The organism is Brasilonema sp. UFV-L1, assembly GCF_012912105.1.
GTDB lineage: Bacteria > Cyanobacteriota > Cyanobacteriia > Cyanobacteriales > Nostocaceae > Brasilonema.
In genome coordinates this window covers 37211-57453 of record NZ_QMEA01000025.1, presented here as the reverse complement: position 1 = coordinate 57453, position 20243 = coordinate 37211, and the positions used below count along the sequence as shown (strand labels likewise).

The window sequence follows — 20243 nt, the reverse complement described above, 5'->3', positions numbered from 1 at the left end:
CTAGATATTAAGTTACAGTTCCTAGCCCGCAATAACCTCATCATTTCTTTGTCTAAGCCGGGATCAAGACCAGAAGTCGGTTCGTCGAGGAAGAACAGTTTGGGATCAGCTAATAATTCCACACCAATGCTAACGCGTTTACGCTGTCCACCACTGAGATTGCGAATAAAGTTATGTCTAACGTGACTCAACTTTATTTGCTCTAGAGTTGTCTCAACGATTTGCTTAACATTCGTATCTGGCGGTAGTCGCAATTTGCAAGCGTAGGAAATAACCTCTTCTACTGTCAAGTCGGGATGCACAATGTCATCCCGAGAAACATAACCAATTTGCGAACGATACACCGCCCAGTTTTGCCGCAAGTTGTCCGCATTCAGGTATACTGAACCAGATGTCAACCCCCTTCGGGGAATTCAAAATTCAAAATTCAAAATTCAAAATTAAGAACCCCATACCATAAGTTGGGGGCTTGAAACAAGGACATCGTTTCCCTCGCGCCTACTCGTTGACGCATTGTCCCCTTCAAAAACAGCCAGCCCTCTAAGCCCTCTAAGAACGAGTACTCGTGGGTGCTGACAGATCAACAAAATACAGGGCTGGCTGTTTTTGATACGTGTAAGACCCCGTGGGTAAACATTTTTTACACCGCGTCCTAAACGATGGATATCTTTTTTGAGGTTAAGTCGAAGGGTTAAATCTTGACTATTTAGTTCTAAATAAGGTTGAGGACTAACAAGCGTCGCTTGTTCAAAGCTACCATTCATTCAATTGGTTGAGGAACTGTTATTTCTCATGATGATCTCAAACAATCTCTGTTCGTCAACTAAATATTTTCAAATGGCAACATAAGCATTATGAAAAATTAACTTTTATATGAATTCTTATATTAAGGACTTGAAATAGCGATAATCAAAATGTCCCGATTTTAAGAGAATTTTCCGGAAATTGTCATTAGCTAATGAGAACCATTATTTTACGATGTTTTTGGGTCATTCATTTCCTAATACTTATGGGGTTAGTTGGAACTGGATGCAGTAACAAACAAGAAGACATTAACTCCGAAAAACTGACTGTAGGTGTGGTCAGTTACGGCGAAGGAGCCGTTTCTATAGATAAGTACGAGCGTTTCAAAGACTATATAGCAAGACAAACTCAATCGATTGTAGAATTGGAACCAGCTTACAACGAATTGCAAGCTTTAGAGCAAATTCAGCGCCAAAATTGGGAAATTGTTTTTGCGCCTCCCGGTTTAGCAGCAATAGCAATTAGCAAAGAACTTTACACTCCTCTGTTCTCTATGGAGGGAACAAGTCGTAGACAACGCTCTCTACTGATAGTCCGAGATGAGAAACCAATAAAAAAAATAGCAGAGCTAGCTAATAAAACTGTTGCTTTGGGAATATTGGGTTCTGCTACTGGCTATTATGTTCCTCTGTACGATTTATATGGTTTAACTCTTGCTCAAATCCGTTTTGCTCCTACTCCCAAAACAGTATTACAGTGGCTCAGCGAAGGTAGCGTTGATGCTGGCGCATTATCTCAAACAGATTTTGAGCTTTATCAACGAGAGTTTAGTACAACCAAGTTCAGGATTTTACACACTAGTCGGTCAATTCCTTCAGCAGTTGTTTTACTAGCACCAACTGTGGAACGCAATCAACAGCAACAGATTCAAAAAGCAATGAACCAAGCACCCGGAGATATCGTAGCAGATGCTGGTTACATCCCTACAGCACCAGTACCTAACTACGAGCAATTTATTAAAATCATAGATAAAGTCAGACCTCTTGAAGCACAAGTCAAGAAAACACCTGCTGTTTTGCTCGATCAAAAATCTACCAGTCAATAGAAGGTTGATGGACAAGTCGTTAACTCAGACGACTTCATAAAAATTAATCATTTCTTGGCGTTTTTTTGGAAAAACATGCCGATATATTATTAAATTGTCAAGAGATTGGAGTAACGATGAATAAACTTATATAGTATATGTAGTCTATCCTGTGACAAACTGCTATTGCTGGAAATACAGTGTGTTGTTGTGTAGTTATGATAGACAATCTAAAGAATCAATTTATTAAAATTTTGACGTAATAGAGTTTTTTTTGCTTAAAAATACCAAATTTTCATAAAGACAATAGCTAAGATGCCTAGGAGTGCGGTGTTATGTCTCAGTCTCCCATAGTAAAAGCAGAAATTCCTTCTGGGACGATGATTGATAATCGTTATATTATTCAAAAACTGTTAGGACAGGGGGGATTAGGAAGAACATACTTGGCGTTTGATACTCGTCGCTTTAACGAAGCATGTGTCCTCAAAGAGTTTGCACCTACGGGTTCAGGGGAGAATGCCTTAGAAAAATGTCGCAATTTATTTAAAAGAGAAGCAAAAATCCTTCACCAGTTGGAACACCCTCAAATTCCTCGTTTTTTGGCTTGTTTTGAAGGGGATGGTCGGCTTTTTTTAGTACAAGAGTTTGTTGATGGTAAAACATATTCAGCTCTTTTACGAGAACGACAAAGCTTGGGACGAACTTTTACTGAAATTGAAGTTATACCGTGGCTAAAGAATCTGTTACCTGTCTTGCAATATGTTCACCAACACAACATCATCCATCGAGATATTTCTCCTGATAACATCATGTTACCTGAGGGCAAGAATTTGCCGGTGCTGATTGATTTTGGTGTGGGAAAGCAGATAGTTAACTTTAATGAAGGAACCACACCTTACCACATGACTTTTGTGGGCAAAATGTCACTTGTGGGCAAAGTAGGATATGCTCCCCGCGAACAAATCAGCTTGGGGTTGTGTTCTCCTAGCAGTGACCTTTATGCTTTGGGTGTGACTGCAGTTGTATTACTTACAGGTAGAGATCCATCTTTTCTTATGGATCAGTATTCTTTGGAGTGGAGATGGCGTTCTTACACCAATATCAGCAATGATTTTGCCAGAGTACTCGATAAACTGCTAGCAGATACGCCAAGGCAGCGATACCAATCCTCAAATGAAGCTTTAGCAGATTTAGAGCGTTTTGGACAGTTTCAAGTGATGTCACAATCAAGTGTTGTTGATTTGCCTGTCACTGTTATTGAGGAGAAAGCTCAGCCTGGAATGACAATGAGCCAGCCACCTAACCAATATCCAGAGACTATAGTTAGTTCAGCTAGAAGTTGGTCTCCTCAGCAGCAATTTCCTGTGGTTAAACCACAGCCACAACCACAGCCACAACCACAGCCACAACCACAACAATCCTTACTCAATCCAGCTTTCATACAACGTTGTCAGCAAGAGCTAGCTTACTATATTGGACCAATAGCAAGCCTAGTTGTGGAAGAAATCCTGGCGCAAACTCCTAACATCTCGCATTACCAATTTGTTGAGTTTTTGGCAAGGGAAATTCCAGATGCATCAGCAGCTTTTGAATTCAGAAAACACTTATTCTCATAAATATTGATATCGACTAGACAGTTCTTTCTCTTGTTGAGCAAAGGGAATTTTTTCCTGCTCTGGAACACCTAATTTTTAAGATACCAATTCTTTGTAACATTGCACTTTATATTTCCCTCGCCTTCCTTGTCTCCTTGATGCGTTGGGGAGGACAGTGCTGGGGTGAGGCAGCACGAACGCCATATGCGGAGCGGAGGGCTTCATGGAAATATAAGATTGCCATGAAGCTATCGGAGTATGCGAAAAAATTAGGGGTTTCGCCCATTTCTCCAGTCATTCCCCCGGTGAGCAAAATCCGCACCTTGTCCATGAGATTGCCTGTATCTATGCCAGAGTTTCCAGTTCCGAAAATAAAGATATCCCTGAACTTTATTTTTCAAAATCACATTCAAAATCACAAAAATTCAGATTTCTTCAACTTACGAAATACAAAGCGAGAAAAAATAAAAATAATATTAGGAAATTTCAAACTCGGCGGATTTACTGAGAAACTAAAAGTTGTTCAAACGGGGTCAGCTTATATAAAGACCCTGAATATAAAGCTAAAATTCTTTATAACAAGATACAAAGCGCCAGACAAACAACTTGTGAGTCATGGCGCTTTTAACTTTTCAATTACGGAACTCTGACCAAATATGGTGAAGGAATTGCTTGAGCGCTTCCTCTACTAACCAGTGCTTGGTAAACGAAAGCAGCAACTTCTGCCCGAGTCGCCTGACGATTGGGATTTAACTGCCCAACTGTGGGGTAATTTATCACGAGTTGCCGTGCAGTGGCTGCTGCTACTGAATTGGTAGCATAATTAGGAATCTGGGAAGCATCGCTATATACAGAAAGAACGTTCTGATTATTCGCAGATAAGCCCAAGCCGCTTGCTAAGGAGACAAGTACCTGTACTCGTGGAATTTGTTGCTGTGGTTTAAAGGTACGGTCAGGATACCCAGAAACAAAGCCACCTTTGTATGCAGATTGAATGACTTGGAAACCCCAGAAATTGCTGGCAACGTCGCTGAAGTTAATAACTTGACGCTTAGCAGTGGGTGCAAAGGCTTTGGTCACAATGGCGGCGAATTGAGCACGGGTGACAGGTTCATCAGGTTTAAAAGTTCCATCGGGAAATCCAGCAATAATATTCTTAGAGGCTAGAGCTTCGATATAGCCTTTTGCCCAATAATTTGCTGGCAAATCTTTAAACGCAACTGGACCACCAGCAGGTGGTTCAACCGTGGCGGCTACAAATTCGACTTGACCAGTAATGCGCTTGGGATCTATGTCATTGCCGATCGCGACAATAGTATTATTACCCTTGCTATTATTCACGTCATGACGGGTGTTGCTGCGGATCAAGTTACCGCCGGGATTTTCAGCGGTGCCAAGGTCAGGTGCAGCATTAGTGATCACGACTATACCATCACGCTTGTTCTTTTGAATGACATTTTTACGCAGTACTGGCTTGGCTGACTCGGAGATAAACAGACCATCTTGGTTTTCGATAATCTGGTTTCCTTCTACTAAGGGTGTGGAATTACCACCTATTGCTAAACCAAAACCTGTGTCCTGAAATAAATTATTCCGAATCTCTCCAATGGCAGATTTAGCAACTGAAATCCCGTTGCCTTTGTTTTGAACAAAGACATTATTTTCTATTTTTGGATTACCTTGACCCGTAACAAAAATACCATCTCGTATACTATTGGTAAACGTACTATTTGTGATGATAGGATTAGTAGATTCTACCCATATACCAGTGCCACGTTGTTCTGGGTTGGTGACTGTTATTCCTGTGATCACACTATCTTTATCAGCACGAATCGTCATATTCTGACGGGCAAATGTGGGACTAATGTAAACACCACTACCTGTAATCAAGACTGCCTGACCTTTAGTCGATTCATCACCGCGTAACGTCACACCTGGTTTGACCAAAAGTGGAAAAGTTTCTCCACTTTCTTGGTTATAAGTACCAGGAGCAAGTTGGATAACTGTACCGCTTTGGGCTTGATTAAGAGCATAAGTGATGGTTTTGTATGGCGTTGCTTCCGAGTTACCAGCACCAGTACTATCTGTACCAGTTTGTGGATTGACGTAAATAACGGTTGCTGCTGTAGGAGCTTGCGCCGTAATAGTTGGAGCGCTACCTTTGCTGTGAATAGCACCAGCATTCACCTCAGAACCCGGTAGTATAAACCCACCAGAAACTAAAAAGAAAGCGGTTAATCCTGTTGGTAAAGACAAGGTAAATGCAAGGCGTTTACCAGTTTGAATGCAAAAATTTTGCTTTTGCGGAGTATCAAATCCCTGATGTTTCATTTTATTATCAATGATGCGCATAAATAGTGTTACTTGAATCAAATGTCTATAACAGCAGGCGTTGCTGTAAAACTCATGCAAACTATATCCGAAGACCAGTACATTGACATCTGGGTTCCTAGGTGAAAAACAGAATTTTTTACACTTTTTCACATCTAGTTTGCATATCGACACGAATTTTTCGGTGTAAGAATATTTCGGACTTCCTTACACCGAGCGAACTCTTCCTAAACCTTTCTTCTAGATTTAATACCACTCATCCGTATACAACTCAAAAGGAAACCCGGTTTTTTTTGAGGAACCGGGTTTTCGGGGGTTAGGGATCGGGGTTAGGATATAAGCTTAAGGGTGATTTTGGACATAGTATTTAACATCACAATTTGTGACGCTCTTTTAAACCAACTTGCAAGAGTGATTCATACACCCTCAAGAAAAGCAAACCGACAAGCTTTGTGCTCTGCTTTAATACTTTCAAAAAAGCAAAAATGAGCAAATGACATTGATAGAAATCATTCAAAATGACATAACTTCGGAAGTCGAAGTTGATGGGTAAAGATTGGAAAAGCGCTGCTCGTAAACTCCGCCACTGACAAGGAAATTGATAAGATTTGCTGACTTAGTGATGTGTCTGTTTGTCTTTAACAAAGACTTATGACTAGAACACCGATTCACTAATGCTAAAAACCCGGAATACTCCTCAGGAAGACCAATTGATCGTTGGCTAAACCATAAGAAACCGGGTTTTTTCGTCAAAATTCTCAATACTGAATCGGTGTTTTAGTAAGCTAATGTTTCTAATGTCTCTCGCAAATAGCGCTGTACTTGTTCTTCAAGGCGTAGATTTTGAAATTGTGCATCACGTTCTAGTAACCAGCGTTGGAAACCGGAACTTGTTGCGATCGCGCACTTTAAGTTATCCCAAATCTCAGTATCAGCAGTAAATTGGTAATCTCTAGAAGTTTGAATTTGAGCCATAGTTCCTTGTTCCTTAGTTTCAAATATGAGCAAATATGAGCCTTTAGAGGCTACTTTCATGAAGCTGGACTCTAAGACCGTATCATCTTACTAATTCTTTTAAGGTAATATTTCTGTGGAAACGAATTCTGTCTGATTGGACACTAAAACTGGGACCCTACTCACGGAAATAGCCCAGTAGAAACTTACTGCTTATAGCTGTGGCAGGCAACACGGTACTCGCCAGCCTTTCCAGGGGCGCTGCGCTAACGCTCTCTGCGGCACAGTTGCGTGCCGTTCCCCTTTCAGGGTTGGGCAAGTTTAGCATTTTGACGCTGATTAAAATCAGGGAATCGCGCTACACTGTAGTCTAAAAACACAGAGTTTTGCGCTTTTCGTCTTAAACTGATAATTTTTTAAATTTTTCTATGTCTATCTTCTATTCTATCTTTAGAATAGCAAACAACGCTCTGCCTACTGGAAGCTATCCATTAGTCACATCTTTCTTAACAATACAAAACACCCAAATTTGAACATTTGGGATGCTCCCAGATTCACAACTGGGCAACTACCACTGCCATTGTTGTGATCGTAATTGCATTAGGTAGCTTTAACACAAGAGGGTGCAAAATATTGGGTACAGAAGGGGGACAGAGTGCAGGGAAATAAAACTGATCTATCACCTGTCACCTGTCACCGATCACCGATCACCTGTTACCTACTCCTGATCTTGTAGATGAGAGAGTGCGGCGCTTGGTTACCATCTGGAAAGCTTCGATGATGTCACCTTCAGCCCAATCATTGTATTTGTCAATGCCGACACCGCATTCGTAACCTGCGTTAACTTCGCGGGCGTCTTCTTTCATACGCTTGAGCGAATCAAGGACAGCTTCATGGATCACCTTACCGTTACGACGCACCCGCGCTTTGCAGTTACGGAGAAGCTTGCCAGACTGCACGTAACAACCTGCAACGGAACCACGTCCAACTGGGAAGACAGCACGCACTTCGGCTTGACCTAAGTGTTCTTCCACCAACTCTGGCTCTAATAGACCTTCCAAGGCTCCTTGGATGTCTTCTATGAGTTTGTAAATGACGTTATATTCCCGCACATCTACACCAGCTTCATCAGCCGCTGCTCTTGCGCCACTGGCATAAGTCGTGTTAAAGCCAACGATGACAGCTCCACTGGCTGCGGCTAAGTCAATATCTGTCTGGGTAATTTCACCAGCAGCTGACAACAACAAGCGGATTTGTACCTCGTTTTGCGGAATTTGCCTGAGCGATCCCACAATAGCTTCCAGTGAACCTTGTACATCTGCTTTCAAGATGAGGTTGAGTTCTTTCAACTCGCCTTCTTGTGCCTGAGCCGAGAGACTGGTTAGGGTAACGCGTCCCTGCATGAGACGGGATTGACGGAGTTTTTCTGCGCGTTCGGCTGCAATTGACCGTGCTTGTTTTTCGTTGTTGAAGACCTCAAACTCGTCGCCTGCTGCTGGTACATCACTTAAACCCAGAACCTCAACGGCGAAGGAGGGAGTAGCCGCTTCGACTCTTCTACCTCTATCATCTACCATTGCCCGGACTTTACCGAAGGCAGAGCCAGCTACCAACAAATCGCCTACGTGCAGACTACCGTTTTGAATAAGCAAAGTCGCAACAGGTCCTTTTGCCTTATCCAGATGAGCTTCAATCACGGTTCCTTTAGAAAGTCGATTTGGGTTAGCAGAGAGTTCTGCTATTTCTGCGACCAGCAGAATCATTTCTAGGAGTGTATCTAAGTTTTCTCCTTTGATAGCGCTGACGGGAACCATAATCGTGTCACCGCCCCATTCTTCTGGCACCAGACTATATTCGGTTAATTCTTGCTTCACACGGTCAGGCTGTGCCTCTGGTTTATCGATTTTGTTGATGGCTACTATGATCGGAACTTCAGCGGCTTTCGCGTGGCTAATTGCTTCAACTGTTTGAGGACGGACGCCATCATCCGCAGCGACAACCAATATCGCAATGTCAGTGACTCGCGCCCCACGCGCCCGCATAGCTGTAAAAGCTTCGTGACCAGGGGTATCTAAAAAGACCACTTGCTGCTCTTTACCGTCGTGTTCTACATCTACGTGGTAAGCACCGATATGCTGAGTAATACCGCCTGCTTCCCCGGATGCCACTTTTGTTTTGCGAATCGAGTCAAGCAGTGTCGTTTTACCGTGGTCTACGTGACCCATGATTGTCACAACTGGCGGACGGCGATGCAGGTTTTCTAGGTCTGCCACGTCGATCATTTCAGTCACTTTGCGAGCTTCTGCTTCTGGTTCGACGGTTTCGACTAGTACTTCTAACTCGTTTCCGATGAGTGTAATTGTGGGAATATCCAAATTTTGGGTGATACTCACCGCCATGCCTTTCATGAACAGAATTTTCACAATTTCTGTATCAGCAACTACCAAAGCCTCTGCCAGTTCTTGGACTGTCATCGGACCTGTGACTTCCAGTATTTCTGGACGCTCCTGCTTTTGTTCGGTTTCGTTGCGTCGGTTTTGCTCGCGAGAGGAAGAAGTAGGCTTTTTCGCTTTAGCAGCTGGCGCAACAGCTGTGGCTTGTGCAGGTTGTGTCGGCTTGGAAGCCTTGGGTTTTGGCGGACGTGCGATAGAAAGGCTGACTTGCATGGCAGTTGCAGTGTCCAGTCCATCGTCGTCTAAGAAGTCTTCGTCATCCTCAAAGTCATCAACTATTGGTTTGAGACGTTTGCCTTTAACAACTCCCTTTCCGGGCTTGGCTGACTCTTTAATCTCTTCTATTTCTTCTTCCTGCCACTTCTTAGCTGTTTTTATTTGACGTGGCGCTGTTGGGCGTTTCAGTTCGAGGACTTCGTCAGGAGTTGTTACGATTGCATCGTCCTCATCCTCTTCCCCAGTCGGCGGTTTCGTCAAGGAGACTAGCATTGGTTTTGGAGGCGTAGCAACTGGTACCACCGCTGCTGGCTGTTCAGCCGGACGTACGATTGGTCTGCTAGGTCTTGGCGATTCTCCGACTTGTACAGGTGCAGAAGGTTTAGTTCCTCTGTGCTCAGGTTTGACTGGTGATGGAGTAGAACGCACAGGTTTTTCAGATTTTTGCGGCAAAGCAGCCTGTGCTGTTTCCCCTGTTGCCGTTTTGTTGACCCTTTGCTTGGCTTGGTCGCGTTCGCTCCTTGGGCGGCTCCCTTCAGGAGCATCACCTTTATGGGATGAACGCTCTGGGCTGTCACCTCGAGGAGGTCTTCCTTCCGGGGGAGCATCGCGTTTTTGGTCGCGATCGCGTTTTAAAATCGGTTTCTCGCTCACAGTCGGTTGGGGATCTGCTGCTGGTGGAGAATTTGGTGTCTGGGCAGCAGGTCTTGTGGGCGGGGCTGTCAGTTGTGGTTTTGGCGGTTTTTCCGGTTTTGATTTTGGCGCTGGTGCTTTTTCCGGTTTTTCCGCTGCTACTTTTTCAACCGGCTGGTTTGTATTGGGTGCTATATCTTTATCCGCGTCTGTCACTGCTGATTGTTCAGGCGTGGTCTCAGACTGATTCCGGGGTACAGGTCGAATGGGTGCCGTCGGCTTCATGGGTGAGACTGGGGGGGCTAAGGACTTAGGGGGTGAAGGAAGATTGACTTCAGAAGCAACTATGTTGGTAGCAACCGACGCCTCTGGGGCGTTAGAGATGGTGTTTTTCAAAACTGTAGGTTTGCGAATCTCCAAAATTTGTTGTTTATTAGGTGCAGCAGGTCGGTTTCGGGTGCCAGCTTGTGATGAATTTGGTCTATGGCTGTTGCTGCCATTCCCTATTTTCGGCGTCACACTTGTCTGAGCTACTTTTTCTGCTTGAGTCCGAATGCGTTCGGCCTCGGATTCTGTAATCGTGCTGCTATGGCTTTTGACCGCAATATTGAGCTGGTCGCAAATTGCTAATAGCTCTTTGTTATCCAAATTCAATTCCTTTGATAATTCGTAAATTCTAACTTTGCCGTTGTTCATCCACTCTTCCCCTTTAATTTACAGTTTTAGCGGATGGTTGCCTGGTTGGCGACATCTCCATCCTTCGGTTACTGTGTTAGGTTGCCACTGCTAATGAATGCCGGTGCCTCCATTCAGGAAAGAGAGATGTTTCGGTTTATTGCTGGCATCCCCACCAGGAAGGATGGTTGACGCCGAACTGCGCTTGGGCGCTACCAGGTTGCCATTCTGTATTGTTTTGTTTTGTTGATTCTGAGTCTTCCACGACACATCGATTAAAACTTATTAGGAGTGTTGCTTCGCCCCTTTGGATAACCAAGAGCAATGCTAACGACACCCTTTTACTATTTTGGCACTACATGAGCGATAAAACAGAGTCTGTTGATAGCACGAGTTGTTCGGCTGTCAGCACAATTCCTTTAGAAATGACCGCTACAACGTAGTTTTTATTAAGTTTGTTTTTGGCTACTGCTTTGGTATAAGCGCTGCAACAATGTATGGTACAGTGCTTCTGGCACTGATGCACGTAGGGCTCGCCCTAGTCTATTTTTTTTCTGAGCCGCCAAAAGACAACTCTGTTGCGGACAAATATAGGCGGAACGCCCCATGCCCTCATCTAATTGTACCTGTCCTGAAGGAAACACGCGGACAATTCGCCAGAACTCTTGTTTTAATCCAATTTTTCGACAACTAATACAACGCCGATAATTTGGTTTCATAAGTGCTGGGTTTTAAGTTTTGAGGAGCCAGTTGCATCTTTGAGTTATCCATAGACATGGAGCGATCGCTCCAAACTATGGGCTTGTGCGATACGCGAGAGCGTCAAGCCTCCGGCTTCTTGCGCCCCGGCGGAGCGAAAGCCCAATGCCCTTTGGGTACGCTGCGGATGTTGGCGCAAGAAGCCTCTGCAGGAATTACGCACAAGGGTTTGGCTCCTTTTGGGAGCATCGCGTTGTTTGTCGCGGGATACCATTGGGCTTTCGCTTCTCCAAAGGAGCATCGCCTACTTCAAATTTAGTTCCTTTGAGACACGCACCCGCATTCGCCCGATTCGTGGGCTTTGCGCTTACCGAGGATTCCTCCATCTTTATGAACTGGCGTTTGTAATCAGTAGCGTCAATTGCCATCCTTACGCAAAGGCAAACAGTGTATTGACAATAAATACATTTAGCGCTGTCTGAGCGTCACCTGGGGACTGGAGTGGAATTTCCCTAGACAAAAAGCTCCTAATCACTTGGTACTCAAGACTATTCTTACTGATACTTTGATTCTTGTTCATTTTCATCAAAATTTTCATCCTCCAACAATTCTTCCTGATTTGTCTCCTCTAAGTCCTCCTCTTGGGAATCATCTACTTCCGATGTATGTCTTGCTCTAACATCTGCGAACTTAGCATCTTCTGCGGCGTGGTCATACTTAGCTTTATCTTTAATATCAATTTTCCAACCAGTCAAACGAGCTGCCAAACGAACATTTTGTCCTTCTTTACCGATCGCCAGACTTAACTGGTCTTCTGCGACCAATACGTGAGTTTGTCTAGTTTCGGGGTCCATCAGACGAACTTCATCGACTCGTGCAGGGCTAAGAGCATTAGCAATGTAGGTTGCGGGGTCTGGAGACCAGCGAATCACATCTATTTTTTCGCCGCGCAATTCGTTAACAACGACTTGAATTCGTGATCCCCGCGCTCCGATACAAGCACCAACTGGGTCTACATCGCGATCAAGAGTATCGACAGCAATTTTTGTCCGAGGTCCGACATGACGAGAAGGAGGATTTGCTTCCCGTGCGACAGCGACAATCCGCACGACTTCATCCTCAATTTCTGGCACTTCGTTGGCGAACAAATAAACTACCAAACCAGCATCGGCTCGTGATACGAGTAACTGTGGTCCCCGTTGCTGACCTTGAGAAACTTTTTTGAGATAGACCTTAAAAGTAGCATTTGCCCGATAATTATCATTAGGCAGTTGTTCGCGCTTGGGCAATTCGGCTTCTACCTCTGGCTGACCAAAACCACTGTTGACAGCCATAATTACTGATTGTCTTTCAAACCGCAGAACTCTTGCTTGTAAAACGGTTCCTTCTAAATCTTGGAACTCTTCTTGTACCATCTGGCGCTGTTGATCCCGCAGTTTTTGCGCCAATACTTGCTTGGTTTGCATGGCAGCCATACGACCAAATTCTCCTTGATCGGGCGTCACATCCAGCACCACTTCCTGCCCTAATTGTGCTTCATCTCCTCCCATTTCTTGAACTTGTTGAAGTGCAATTTCATGGTCCGAGTTACTCACAGCTTCGACGATAGTTTTGGTAGCAACAACACGAAAACCTTCGTCTTCTACGTCTAGTTGGACATCAAAATTATCGAAGTAATCTTCATCAAACTGTCTTCGTTCCAAGTTTTGGGCACGACGATAACGTTCGTAACCTTTCAATAGTGCTTCTCTGATAGCTGATTGAACTGCAACACGAGGTAAATTACGCTCACGACTTATATTTTCAATTAAATCTTTTAATCCTGGTAAAGTTACCATTGACATAATAAACAATCTCCTTATATGGCTATGCAAAAAATGGTCAGCATAAAGACAGTGCTAAGTGCTGTAGACGCCCAGAGGGCGTCTTCCCGAAGGAAGTCCTGAGTATAATTTGTAGAATGGTCTAAAACTTCACTCAGCAGCGCCGCTTGCTTTAACGGATAAACCTTCCAAGAACGCAGTGACTCTTCATAACCTGGTACTCACACACGTTGAATGCTCTCGAGCTTTTCTATCGTTGCTCATCGAGTTCAACCCTAGTAATTAGGGAGCGAGGAATTTGAACGACACGACCTTTTTGATTTAAATAAACGACTGTCTCATCCCGGCGAATCAATTGACCAATCCACTCTTGTTGTCCTTCATAGGATGGAGTAGTCTGAACAATAACAGGAAATCCTTTGAAAGAAATAAACTCTCGGTCGGTTGTCAATTGTCGCGAAATACCAGGACTGGATACTTCCAAAACATAAGCATCTGGAATGACTTCCGCCGCATCTAAGGTAGTTTCAATCGCACGACTCATTCGCTCACAGTCATCTAACCCAGTGTCCTGTTGAGGATTGCGAATGTCTAAGCGCAAAACCGGCGGACGTTGGTTGGTGTGAAAAACCACACCAACAATTTCCAATCCCAGTTTTTCTGCTACTGGTGTCGCTAATTCAATAATTTGTGGAACGAGAGGGTGAGTCATGCGGCTATTCCAACAAAAAAAGTGGGTGAGCACCCACTTCCTGCGATAGGGATATCTTCCAAGAAGTCTTCAGACGAACCTGTAACGGTTCGCCTTTGATCTAAGTTTAGCGTATTTTTTTAGAGCGAGAAGCAAATACGATTTCAAATCAGGCATTCTGGCGAGTTTGTTGTCACCACACAGGTAAATTCCTCTCCTTGTCCATTTTCCGCCGCTTTTGCCCATTAACAATTAACTTCTTTCTCTACGCACCAGCACGGTAGAGTTTTTGTCTAGTACAGGATGAACTGACGGCTGTGTTCGTAGCTGCTGGGTTTGTTCTAGAACTTTCCACATATCTTCTTGTGACAGGCGTTGGACATAATTGAGTTTGACTTCTTCTAAAAAGTCAATAAGTAAGTTTTGAATTTCTGAAAGGACATGCTTTTTCTGCATTTCTTTTCCCAAAGCTTCGCCAAAGCGTTGTACAAGTTGACTAGAAAGTTTTGCTCCAACTGAGTCTTCTGCAGCGCTGACAACTCCACTATAAAGGTTAGTTGTGATTTGGGTTGCTAATTGCTCACTCAGTTGAGTTTGGATGTGTTCTAGTCCGGGTAAGCTTTGCAAATTACGAGAAATGGGAGCTTGTCTGAGAATGCTTTCAATATTGTGGCGCAAAATAGCAGCAACTTCAGGTTGGATTTGTGGCAACACTTGGTAAACAATTGTTTTGACTAAAATATCTCCAATTGCTTCTACTTCATTGATATTGTTGATATCTATATAGGAGCGCATATTTTCATTGTGTGACAGCCAATATTTCAGATCACCCCGTTCAATTGATCCTTGGATTTGATTAATAACCCGAACCACAACAATTTCTGTGATTTCTTCCGCAAAATTCGCGATAATTCCTTGATGAATTTGTTGACGGAATGGATGAAGATTCAATAATTGTGCATGGTCTAAGCGAATCACAACAGGTATAACTCGCAAAGCTCGCCAAAATGGTAGCAGTAACAATAGGTCATACCAGCGCCACAGAATCGCATTGAAAAAGCTAAAACCAGGATGTTGACGTTTGATATAGAAGCTACGCGCTAGTAATTCTACACCAAACAAAATGACAAATGGTAAATCAATTCTCCAAAACTTATCAATAAATTCGCCATTTTCTCCAAGACTTCGGTAGTAGTTGACGATAATTAAAGGACGAATTCTCTCCTTGAAAAAATCAATTTCTTGATTCCAACCACGTTTTGATAGATACGCCTGACTCCAGAATTCAGAAAAGGCTTGCTTAGCAGATTTAACACCTAGGTGATTGCGCATTCGATTTTTGATTTTTTCTAGGGTACCACTCTTGCTAGCCGCCGCAAACGGATTGCTATCAACCATTTCGTTACTTAAAAGCCTAAGTTCCTCTAGTTTATTTACCACTTGAGGTGATTGCAACCCTGTTTGACTAACCTGTTCTGTCAGTTCGTCTACTGTTTGCAAATAGTTTTCTGTTTCTCGATGGGGTTCAATACTTTTAATTGGGTCATATATCTGGGTGAGTTGCGGGAAATTCCGTATGTAAAAATCTCGCCAAGGAATATAACTTAAATCAAATAAAGCTAAGCATAAATTCACACAGGCAATAACTGCCATCAAACGCTCAAACCATATGTTTCGCTTTGTTAAGGTTTTGACGTTAGCCATTGGCTTTTAAATAAATAAAGTACAGATTTTGAATACAACTCTAAATTAGGTGGTTTTGGGTCTTACCAGCCTATTTTTAGGGTTTTTTAAATTCTTCTATAGATAGATGACAGAAAATTAAGTTTAACAAATAAAAAAGAAGCTGAAATAACCTAAATCTATCAAAAATCATTAATAAAGGAAAAAAAAGACATTACAGAAACCTAAAATGCATCTGTCAACGTCAATTTCCAGTGGATTTGACTAACAGGAGTTTAAAATTATGTGGTGTGGGTTTGGAAAATCCAACGTTACTGTTGCGACTGCCTGTCTGATCACAGCTAGTGTCGTGATTTCAGATGTCGCTTTTGCTGCACGAATCTATACGCCACGGCAATTTCGTGCTGTGTTGCGGGGATTGGGCTACAACGTCAAGGTATCAGACACACCTTTGACAGCAACGGATACTAAAAAAGCAATTCAAGAATTTCAAAAAGGGTATAAAATAAAACCCGCTGACGGGACAGCAGGAACAAAAACTCAAGATTCTGCTGCAAAAATAGTTGAAGTTTTGCAAACAAATTTAAACTTGGTCACTAAGCCGAATCCTCTCTTACCTGGTAATCAATATTATGGTCCTCGAACAGAAGCTGCAGTTAAGCAATATCAGAAAAAACTGGGTTTACAAGAAACTGGAATTGCTGACTTAGCACTGAGGCAAAAACTCAACGAAGAAGCAAAACAAATCAAGACAGAACCAACGTCTGCGCCAACAACAAAGCCGTCAGCAAAACCAACAACCTCACCTACACCGAGAACGACTCCAACAGCAAAGCCGTCAGCAAAACCAACAACAACGCCTACACCGAGAACGACTCCAACAGCAAAGCCGTCAGCAAAACCAACAACAACGCCTACGCCTACTTCTACACCAGAGGCATCACCTACAGCAACGCCTACTTCTACACCAGAGGCGTCACCTACAGCAACGCCTACTTCCACACCAGAGGCGTCACCTACAGTGAGTCCTACGTCCACACCTAAAGTATCACCGACAGCAACGCCTACACCAACACCGAGAAAATAACACTGAGAAAATCACACCTTCCGTAGGGTTCTTAATTTTGAACTTTGAATTTTGAATTTTGAATTCCCCGGAAGGGGGTTGACCTTAACTCATCTGACTCGGATTAGATTCTTCTAACGGTCTACCCTTAGGAGTTGGTAAAATGGGGCGGCGGTCATCGTAAGGCATGGGAATGTACTGTACGGTGGGGCGTCCGCCTTGTGGTTGTGGATATAAATCCATAAGGTCGTAAATAACATTGGGTAGTCCGACTGTGACAGGTAACCCCATTTCTGTTGCTTCTTCAACGGTGATTGGGTAGTCGTGAGTCACGCGCCCTGTTGTGAGGGCATCGATGATATTCTCAATGTTATCTGGGTTGACTTTTTGTTTAGGTACTGTATCTTTCAGCAGAGTCCGTACAAAGCGCTGTACTTGGTCGATAGCTTTGCGCGACAGATCTGCCATAATCAAAGTCTGGTCGTCTACTTCACCAATAGGCTTGTGTTCAACGACTTTCAGGATGCTGGCTGCTGGGAAGTTACCCAATTGTGGATCAACAGGTCCAAGAACAGCGTTAGCATCCATGACAATTTCATCAGAAGCTAAGGCAAGCATGGTACCACCACTCATAGCATAGTGAGGCACAAAAACAGTTACCTTGGAAGGATGACGAATTAAAGCTCTGGCGATTTGTTCTGTTGCTAAAACCAAACCACCAGGAGTGTGTAAAATCAAGTCAATGGGGACATCTGGTGGGGTGAGGCGAATTGCCCGCAGAATTTGTTCTGAGTCTTCGATGGTAATATAACGCGAGACAGGAATTCCCAAAAAGCTGATAGACTCTTGACGGTGAATGAGCAAAATGACTCGGCTTTTACGTTGTTGCTGAAATTCTCGTAAAGCACGAAAGCGCCGAAACTCTATCTGACGTCTTTGCCACAAGGGTTGTAGCGAAGAAAGCAGGAGGAAAATCCAGAATAAATCTCCAATACCAAAGCCCATATGCAATTCAAAATGAAAACACAATTAAAATTAATTGCCTATTAGTTACCTAACTAGGGCAAGCTTCTCAACTGACACGCTTCGATAAAAGCGTATCAGTTGAGATAACAAGCCAAAATTGGGTTGACTGTCCTCATTGTTTCAATTTTTGGGAAAGATTGAGTCTATCTAGAGAGTTAGAAGGATTTCACTGCACCAAGTACTGAGTCGGAAAGATAAAATTTAACGAAATTAGGGCTGATATCGCCAAATTTTGATAGTATCGTCATCACTACCACTGACAATGGTCTGTCCATCTGGACTAAAGGCAACGGACCTGACGTAATTAGAATGACCATGAAGAGTGCAGAGTTCAGTACCTGTACTTATCTGCCAGATTTTGATAGTTTTGTCCCAACTACCGCTAGCTAGAAGCTGTCCATCCGGGCTAAAAGTCACTGAACAGACTGCATCCAAATGACCTGTGAAGCTGTGAATTTCTTTTCCTGTACTGACTTGCCAAAGCTTAATTGTGTTGTCATCACTGCCACTTGCCAAAAGTCTTCCATCTGGACTGAAGGTAACAGATTTAACAAAAAAAGAATGACCTGTGAAGCTGTGAATTTCTCTACCTGTATTGACTTGCCAAAGCTTGATTGTACAGTCAGCACTACCACTAGCTAAAAGTTGTCCATCCGGACTAAAAGCAACTGACCATACTGAGTCCAAATGACCGGTAAAAGTGCTAATTTCTATACCTGTACTGACAACCCAAAGCTTGACAGTGCTATCAGCATTGCCACTCGCTAATATCCACCCTCGCATGTAAGCTTCTTCTTGTGCATAAAAGAGTTTCGGGAGTATTGGACTAAAGGCTACAGAATTGATCCAGTTGCCATAGCTAGTCAATGTACGAATTTCTTTTCCTCTGCTAACCTGCCACAGTTTGATTGTTTCATCCCAGCTGCCACTTGCAAGTAACTGTCCATCTGGACTAAAGGCGATCGCATGAACAATGCTGGAATGACCAGAAAACCAACCACCAAAGGTACGCAGGAGTTTCCCAGTTTCTAGTTGCCACAGTTTAATTGTATGATCATTACTACCACTGGCTAGAGCCCGTCCATCAGAGCTAATCGCAACACTAACAACCATACTCGAATGACCTCTGAGGGTACGTACGCATTGCCACTTTTGAAAAGGTACAACAGATGCTCCCAGTCGTTGTGGGTTGTCGGGTGGAGAGTGATAATTAGGAAGTGGTGCGCGACGAGGTGTGATCACCTGTGTCGCAGAAGTCTCGCTGAATTCAACGTCCAATAAATCCAGCCACTCCTGTACAGACTGGGGGCGGAGATTGGCTTGCAAATCCATCCCCTTCATAATTGCTTGATTGACTACATCACTTATATTAGGATTGAGAGACTTCGGTGGTTCAAGGGGCATGTTACGGCGTCGTCTATCCTCAGCACTCCTTGGTGTGACTCCGGTCACTAAACTATACAAGGTAGCAGCTAGTGCATATACATCAATATATTCTCCCCGCAGCGCTTCCAATTCATACTGTTCTGGGGGGGCAAAACCAGGAGTGCGATACACTGTATGCCTTTGGATAACATTGGGAATAAATTCTCTGGCAATACCAAAATCAATCAGCACAGCTTCTGATTTGCCAGCGCGGATCATAATGTTACGTGGTTTGATATCTCGATGCAGCAAACCTTTACTATGAATCACCTTCAATGCGTCACCGATTTGCCGAATGTACAAAAGTGCTTCCACTTCTGATAACACTCCCAGACGCCGAAGGCGCTTGCCTAAGTCTTCACCCTCAATGTACTCTATGACCATGCAGGGCAAATCGCCTTCATCAAAGATATTTTCGATTTGCACTATATGAGGATGGCGACAGACAGCAAGCCGAATAGCTTCATCGCGGAAGTCTTGCTTTAATTTAGTTTGATGTGGTTTCCAGGTATCGTCATTAATAATGTCTTCTCTTAGAGTTTTAATGACTCGCAGTTCATTTCGTTCATTTCTGGCGAGATAGGTGATACCAATTCCACCTTCGCCCAATTTTCTTTTGATGATGTAGCGTCCCCCAAACAACGCATATCCTGCATTCCAGACCATTAGATTAATAACTTCATTATGCTATTTATTTTGGCACGTTATTATAGCTAGATCAGGATAAAGCGGAAAATGGACAGATAAGAAGATAAAGGGAACTAGTTCTCCCATTAGGCGTTGGAAACCCGGCTTCTGCGCTACGTGACTCCCGCATTTCCTCCAAATAATCCTCCTGAACGAGTTAACTTTATTTGTACCTACTTACTTATCTTAATATTTGTTTCAAAAGTTCACGAGCAGAGTGGTTATGTTTTCATTATAAAATTGAGAAATACAATTCATCCAAAAGTGAGATGCAACAAAAGCAAAAGGTTTTAAGTTGATAAATATATAATTGAAAAAAAAAACTCAAAAATGTCTTAATTGTTGGAAAAAATATGGTATGAATTCTATTGTTTATTAATTTTTTCAAAAAAAAATACGTACATAATCGGGAAGACTGCAGAACTATTTTAGAATGATTTACATTCTCAGTCTGTTCA

General features: G+C 43.2%; 15 protein-coding genes. 4 read left to right on the top strand and 11 right to left on the bottom strand.

The window, feature by feature from the left end:
* Nucleotides 1-398 (bottom strand): ATP-binding cassette domain-containing protein (locus DP117_RS10675; RefSeq protein WP_248277613.1); only part of this gene is annotated, 398 nt, incomplete at its 3' end.
* Nucleotides 399-958: 560 nt separating this feature from the next.
* On the opposite strand from DP117_RS10675, the gene DP117_RS10670 reads away from it, so the two are divergent.
* The 3 genes from DP117_RS10670 (at nt 959) to DP117_RS10660 (ending at nt 4073) form a co-directional block, all read left to right on the top strand.
* Nucleotides 959-1849 carry a PhnD/SsuA/transferrin family substrate-binding protein gene (locus DP117_RS10670; protein WP_169218281.1) on the top strand — a complete coding sequence of 297 codons (891 nt, stop codon included), beginning with the start codon at nt 959-961 and terminating at the stop codon, nt 1847-1849.
* A 314-nt stretch (nt 1850-2163) separates the two neighbouring features.
* A complete protein-coding gene (locus tag DP117_RS10665) occupies nt 2164-3444 on the top strand; it encodes a serine/threonine-protein kinase (RefSeq protein ID WP_169218280.1) in 1281 nt (426 codons plus the stop codon).
* Between the two features lie 221 nt (nt 3445-3665).
* Nucleotides 3666-4073, top strand: coding sequence for a hypothetical protein (locus DP117_RS10660; protein WP_169218279.1), 408 nt, complete (start codon nt 3666-3668; stop codon nt 4071-4073).
* Here DP117_RS10660 and DP117_RS10655 read toward each other — a convergent pair.
* The 8 genes from DP117_RS10655 to DP117_RS10610 form a co-directional block, all read right to left on the bottom strand.
* Nucleotides 4060-5754, bottom strand: a complete 1695-nt coding sequence (locus DP117_RS10655; protein WP_169218285.1) for a DUF1565 domain-containing protein — start codon at nt 5752-5754, stop codon at nt 4060-4062. The two genes, DP117_RS10660 and DP117_RS10655, sit on opposite strands and share 14 nt — an antisense overlap.
* A 777-nt stretch (nt 5755-6531) precedes the next feature.
* Complete coding sequence (locus DP117_RS10645) at nt 6532-6729, bottom strand: hypothetical protein (protein ID WP_169218284.1); 198 nt, start codon at nt 6727-6729, stop codon at nt 6532-6534.
* Between the two features lie 686 nt (nt 6730-7415).
* Entirely contained in the window at nt 7416-10706 is a 3291-nt protein-coding gene (gene infB / locus DP117_RS10640; protein ID WP_169218277.1) for a translation initiation factor IF-2, read from the bottom strand.
* Nucleotides 10707-11134: 428 nt separating this feature from the next.
* A complete protein-coding gene (locus DP117_RS10630; protein ID WP_169218276.1) occupies nt 11135-11404 on the bottom strand; it encodes a YlxR family protein in 270 nt (89 codons plus the stop codon).
* Between the two features lie 44 nt (nt 11405-11448).
* A complete protein-coding gene (locus DP117_RS10625) occupies nt 11449-11658 on the bottom strand; it encodes a hypothetical protein (protein ID WP_169218275.1) in 210 nt (69 codons plus the stop codon).
* Nucleotides 11659-11938: 280 nt separating this feature from the next.
* The gene (gene nusA / locus DP117_RS10620) at nt 11939-13222 is read right to left on the bottom strand and encodes a transcription termination factor NusA (protein ID WP_169218283.1); all 1284 of its coding nucleotides are present in this window, start codon (nt 13220-13222) and stop codon (nt 11939-11941) included.
* 235 nt (nt 13223-13457) lie between these two features.
* Nucleotides 13458-13919 carry a ribosome maturation factor RimP gene (rimP, locus tag DP117_RS10615; protein ID WP_169218274.1) on the bottom strand — a complete coding sequence of 154 codons (462 nt, stop codon included), beginning with the start codon at nt 13917-13919 and terminating at the stop codon, nt 13458-13460.
* A 231-nt stretch (nt 13920-14150) separates the two neighbouring features.
* The gene (locus DP117_RS10610; RefSeq protein ID WP_211176034.1) at nt 14151-15602 is read right to left on the bottom strand and encodes a hypothetical protein; all 1452 of its coding nucleotides are present in this window, start codon (nt 15600-15602) and stop codon (nt 14151-14153) included.
* A gap of 262 nt (nt 15603-15864) precedes the next feature.
* Between DP117_RS10610 and DP117_RS10605 the strand changes: the two genes are divergently transcribed.
* Nucleotides 15865-16668 (top strand): peptidoglycan-binding protein, encoded by an 804-nt coding sequence (locus tag DP117_RS10605; protein WP_169218273.1) that lies wholly within the window; start codon nt 15865-15867, stop codon nt 16666-16668.
* A gap of 84 nt (nt 16669-16752) precedes the next feature.
* Here the strand turns inward: DP117_RS10605 and DP117_RS10600 are convergent, their stop codons facing one another.
* Complete coding sequence (locus DP117_RS10600) at nt 16753-17652, bottom strand: hypothetical protein (RefSeq protein ID WP_169218272.1); 900 nt, start codon at nt 17650-17652, stop codon at nt 16753-16755.
* A gap of 231 nt (nt 17653-17883) precedes the next feature.
* Nucleotides 17884-19764, bottom strand: coding sequence for a serine/threonine-protein kinase (locus DP117_RS10595; RefSeq protein ID WP_169218271.1), 1881 nt, complete (start codon nt 19762-19764; stop codon nt 17884-17886).
* Nucleotides 19765-20243 lie beyond the last annotated feature (479 nt).

What these genes read in the sequence shown, in the direction of transcription:
- DP117_RS10665 (WP_169218280.1), top strand. Translation starts at nt 2,164, where the DNA reads ATGTCTCAGTCTCCCATAGTAAAAGCAGAAATTCCTTCTGGGACGATG.
- DP117_RS10670 (WP_169218281.1), top strand. Translation starts at nt 959, where the DNA reads ATGAGAACCATTATTTTACGATGTTTTTGGGTCATTCATTTCCTAATA.
- nusA (WP_169218283.1), bottom strand. Translation starts at nt 13,222, where the DNA reads ATGGTAACTTTACCAGGATTAAAAGATTTAATTGAAAATATAAGTCGT.
- infB (WP_169218277.1), bottom strand. Translation starts at nt 10,706, where the DNA reads ATGAACAACGGCAAAGTTAGAATTTACGAATTATCAAAGGAATTGAAT.
- DP117_RS10660 (WP_169218279.1), top strand. Translation starts at nt 3,666, where the DNA reads ATGAAGCTATCGGAGTATGCGAAAAAATTAGGGGTTTCGCCCATTTCT.
- DP117_RS10625 (WP_169218275.1), bottom strand. Translation starts at nt 11,658, where the DNA reads ATGGTATCCCGCGACAAACAACGCGATGCTCCCAAAAGGAGCCAAACC.
- DP117_RS10595 (WP_169218271.1), bottom strand. Translation starts at nt 19,764, where the DNA reads ATGGTCTGGAATGCAGGATATGCGTTGTTTGGGGGACGCTACATCATC.
- DP117_RS10645 (WP_169218284.1), bottom strand. Translation starts at nt 6,729, where the DNA reads ATGGCTCAAATTCAAACTTCTAGAGATTACCAATTTACTGCTGATACT.
- DP117_RS10605 (WP_169218273.1), top strand. Translation starts at nt 15,865, where the DNA reads ATGTGGTGTGGGTTTGGAAAATCCAACGTTACTGTTGCGACTGCCTGT.
- DP117_RS10655 (WP_169218285.1), bottom strand. Translation starts at nt 5,754, where the DNA reads ATGAAACATCAGGGATTTGATACTCCGCAAAAGCAAAATTTTTGCATT.
- DP117_RS10610 (WP_211176034.1), bottom strand. Translation starts at nt 15,602, where the DNA reads ATGGCTAACGTCAAAACCTTAACAAAGCGAAACATATGGTTTGAGCGT.
- DP117_RS10600 (WP_169218272.1), bottom strand. Translation starts at nt 17,652, where the DNA reads ATGGGCTTTGGTATTGGAGATTTATTCTGGATTTTCCTCCTGCTTTCT.
- rimP (WP_169218274.1), bottom strand. Translation starts at nt 13,919, where the DNA reads ATGACTCACCCTCTCGTTCCACAAATTATTGAATTAGCGACACCAGTA.
- DP117_RS10630 (WP_169218276.1), bottom strand. Translation starts at nt 11,404, where the DNA reads ATGAAACCAAATTATCGGCGTTGTATTAGTTGTCGAAAAATTGGATTA.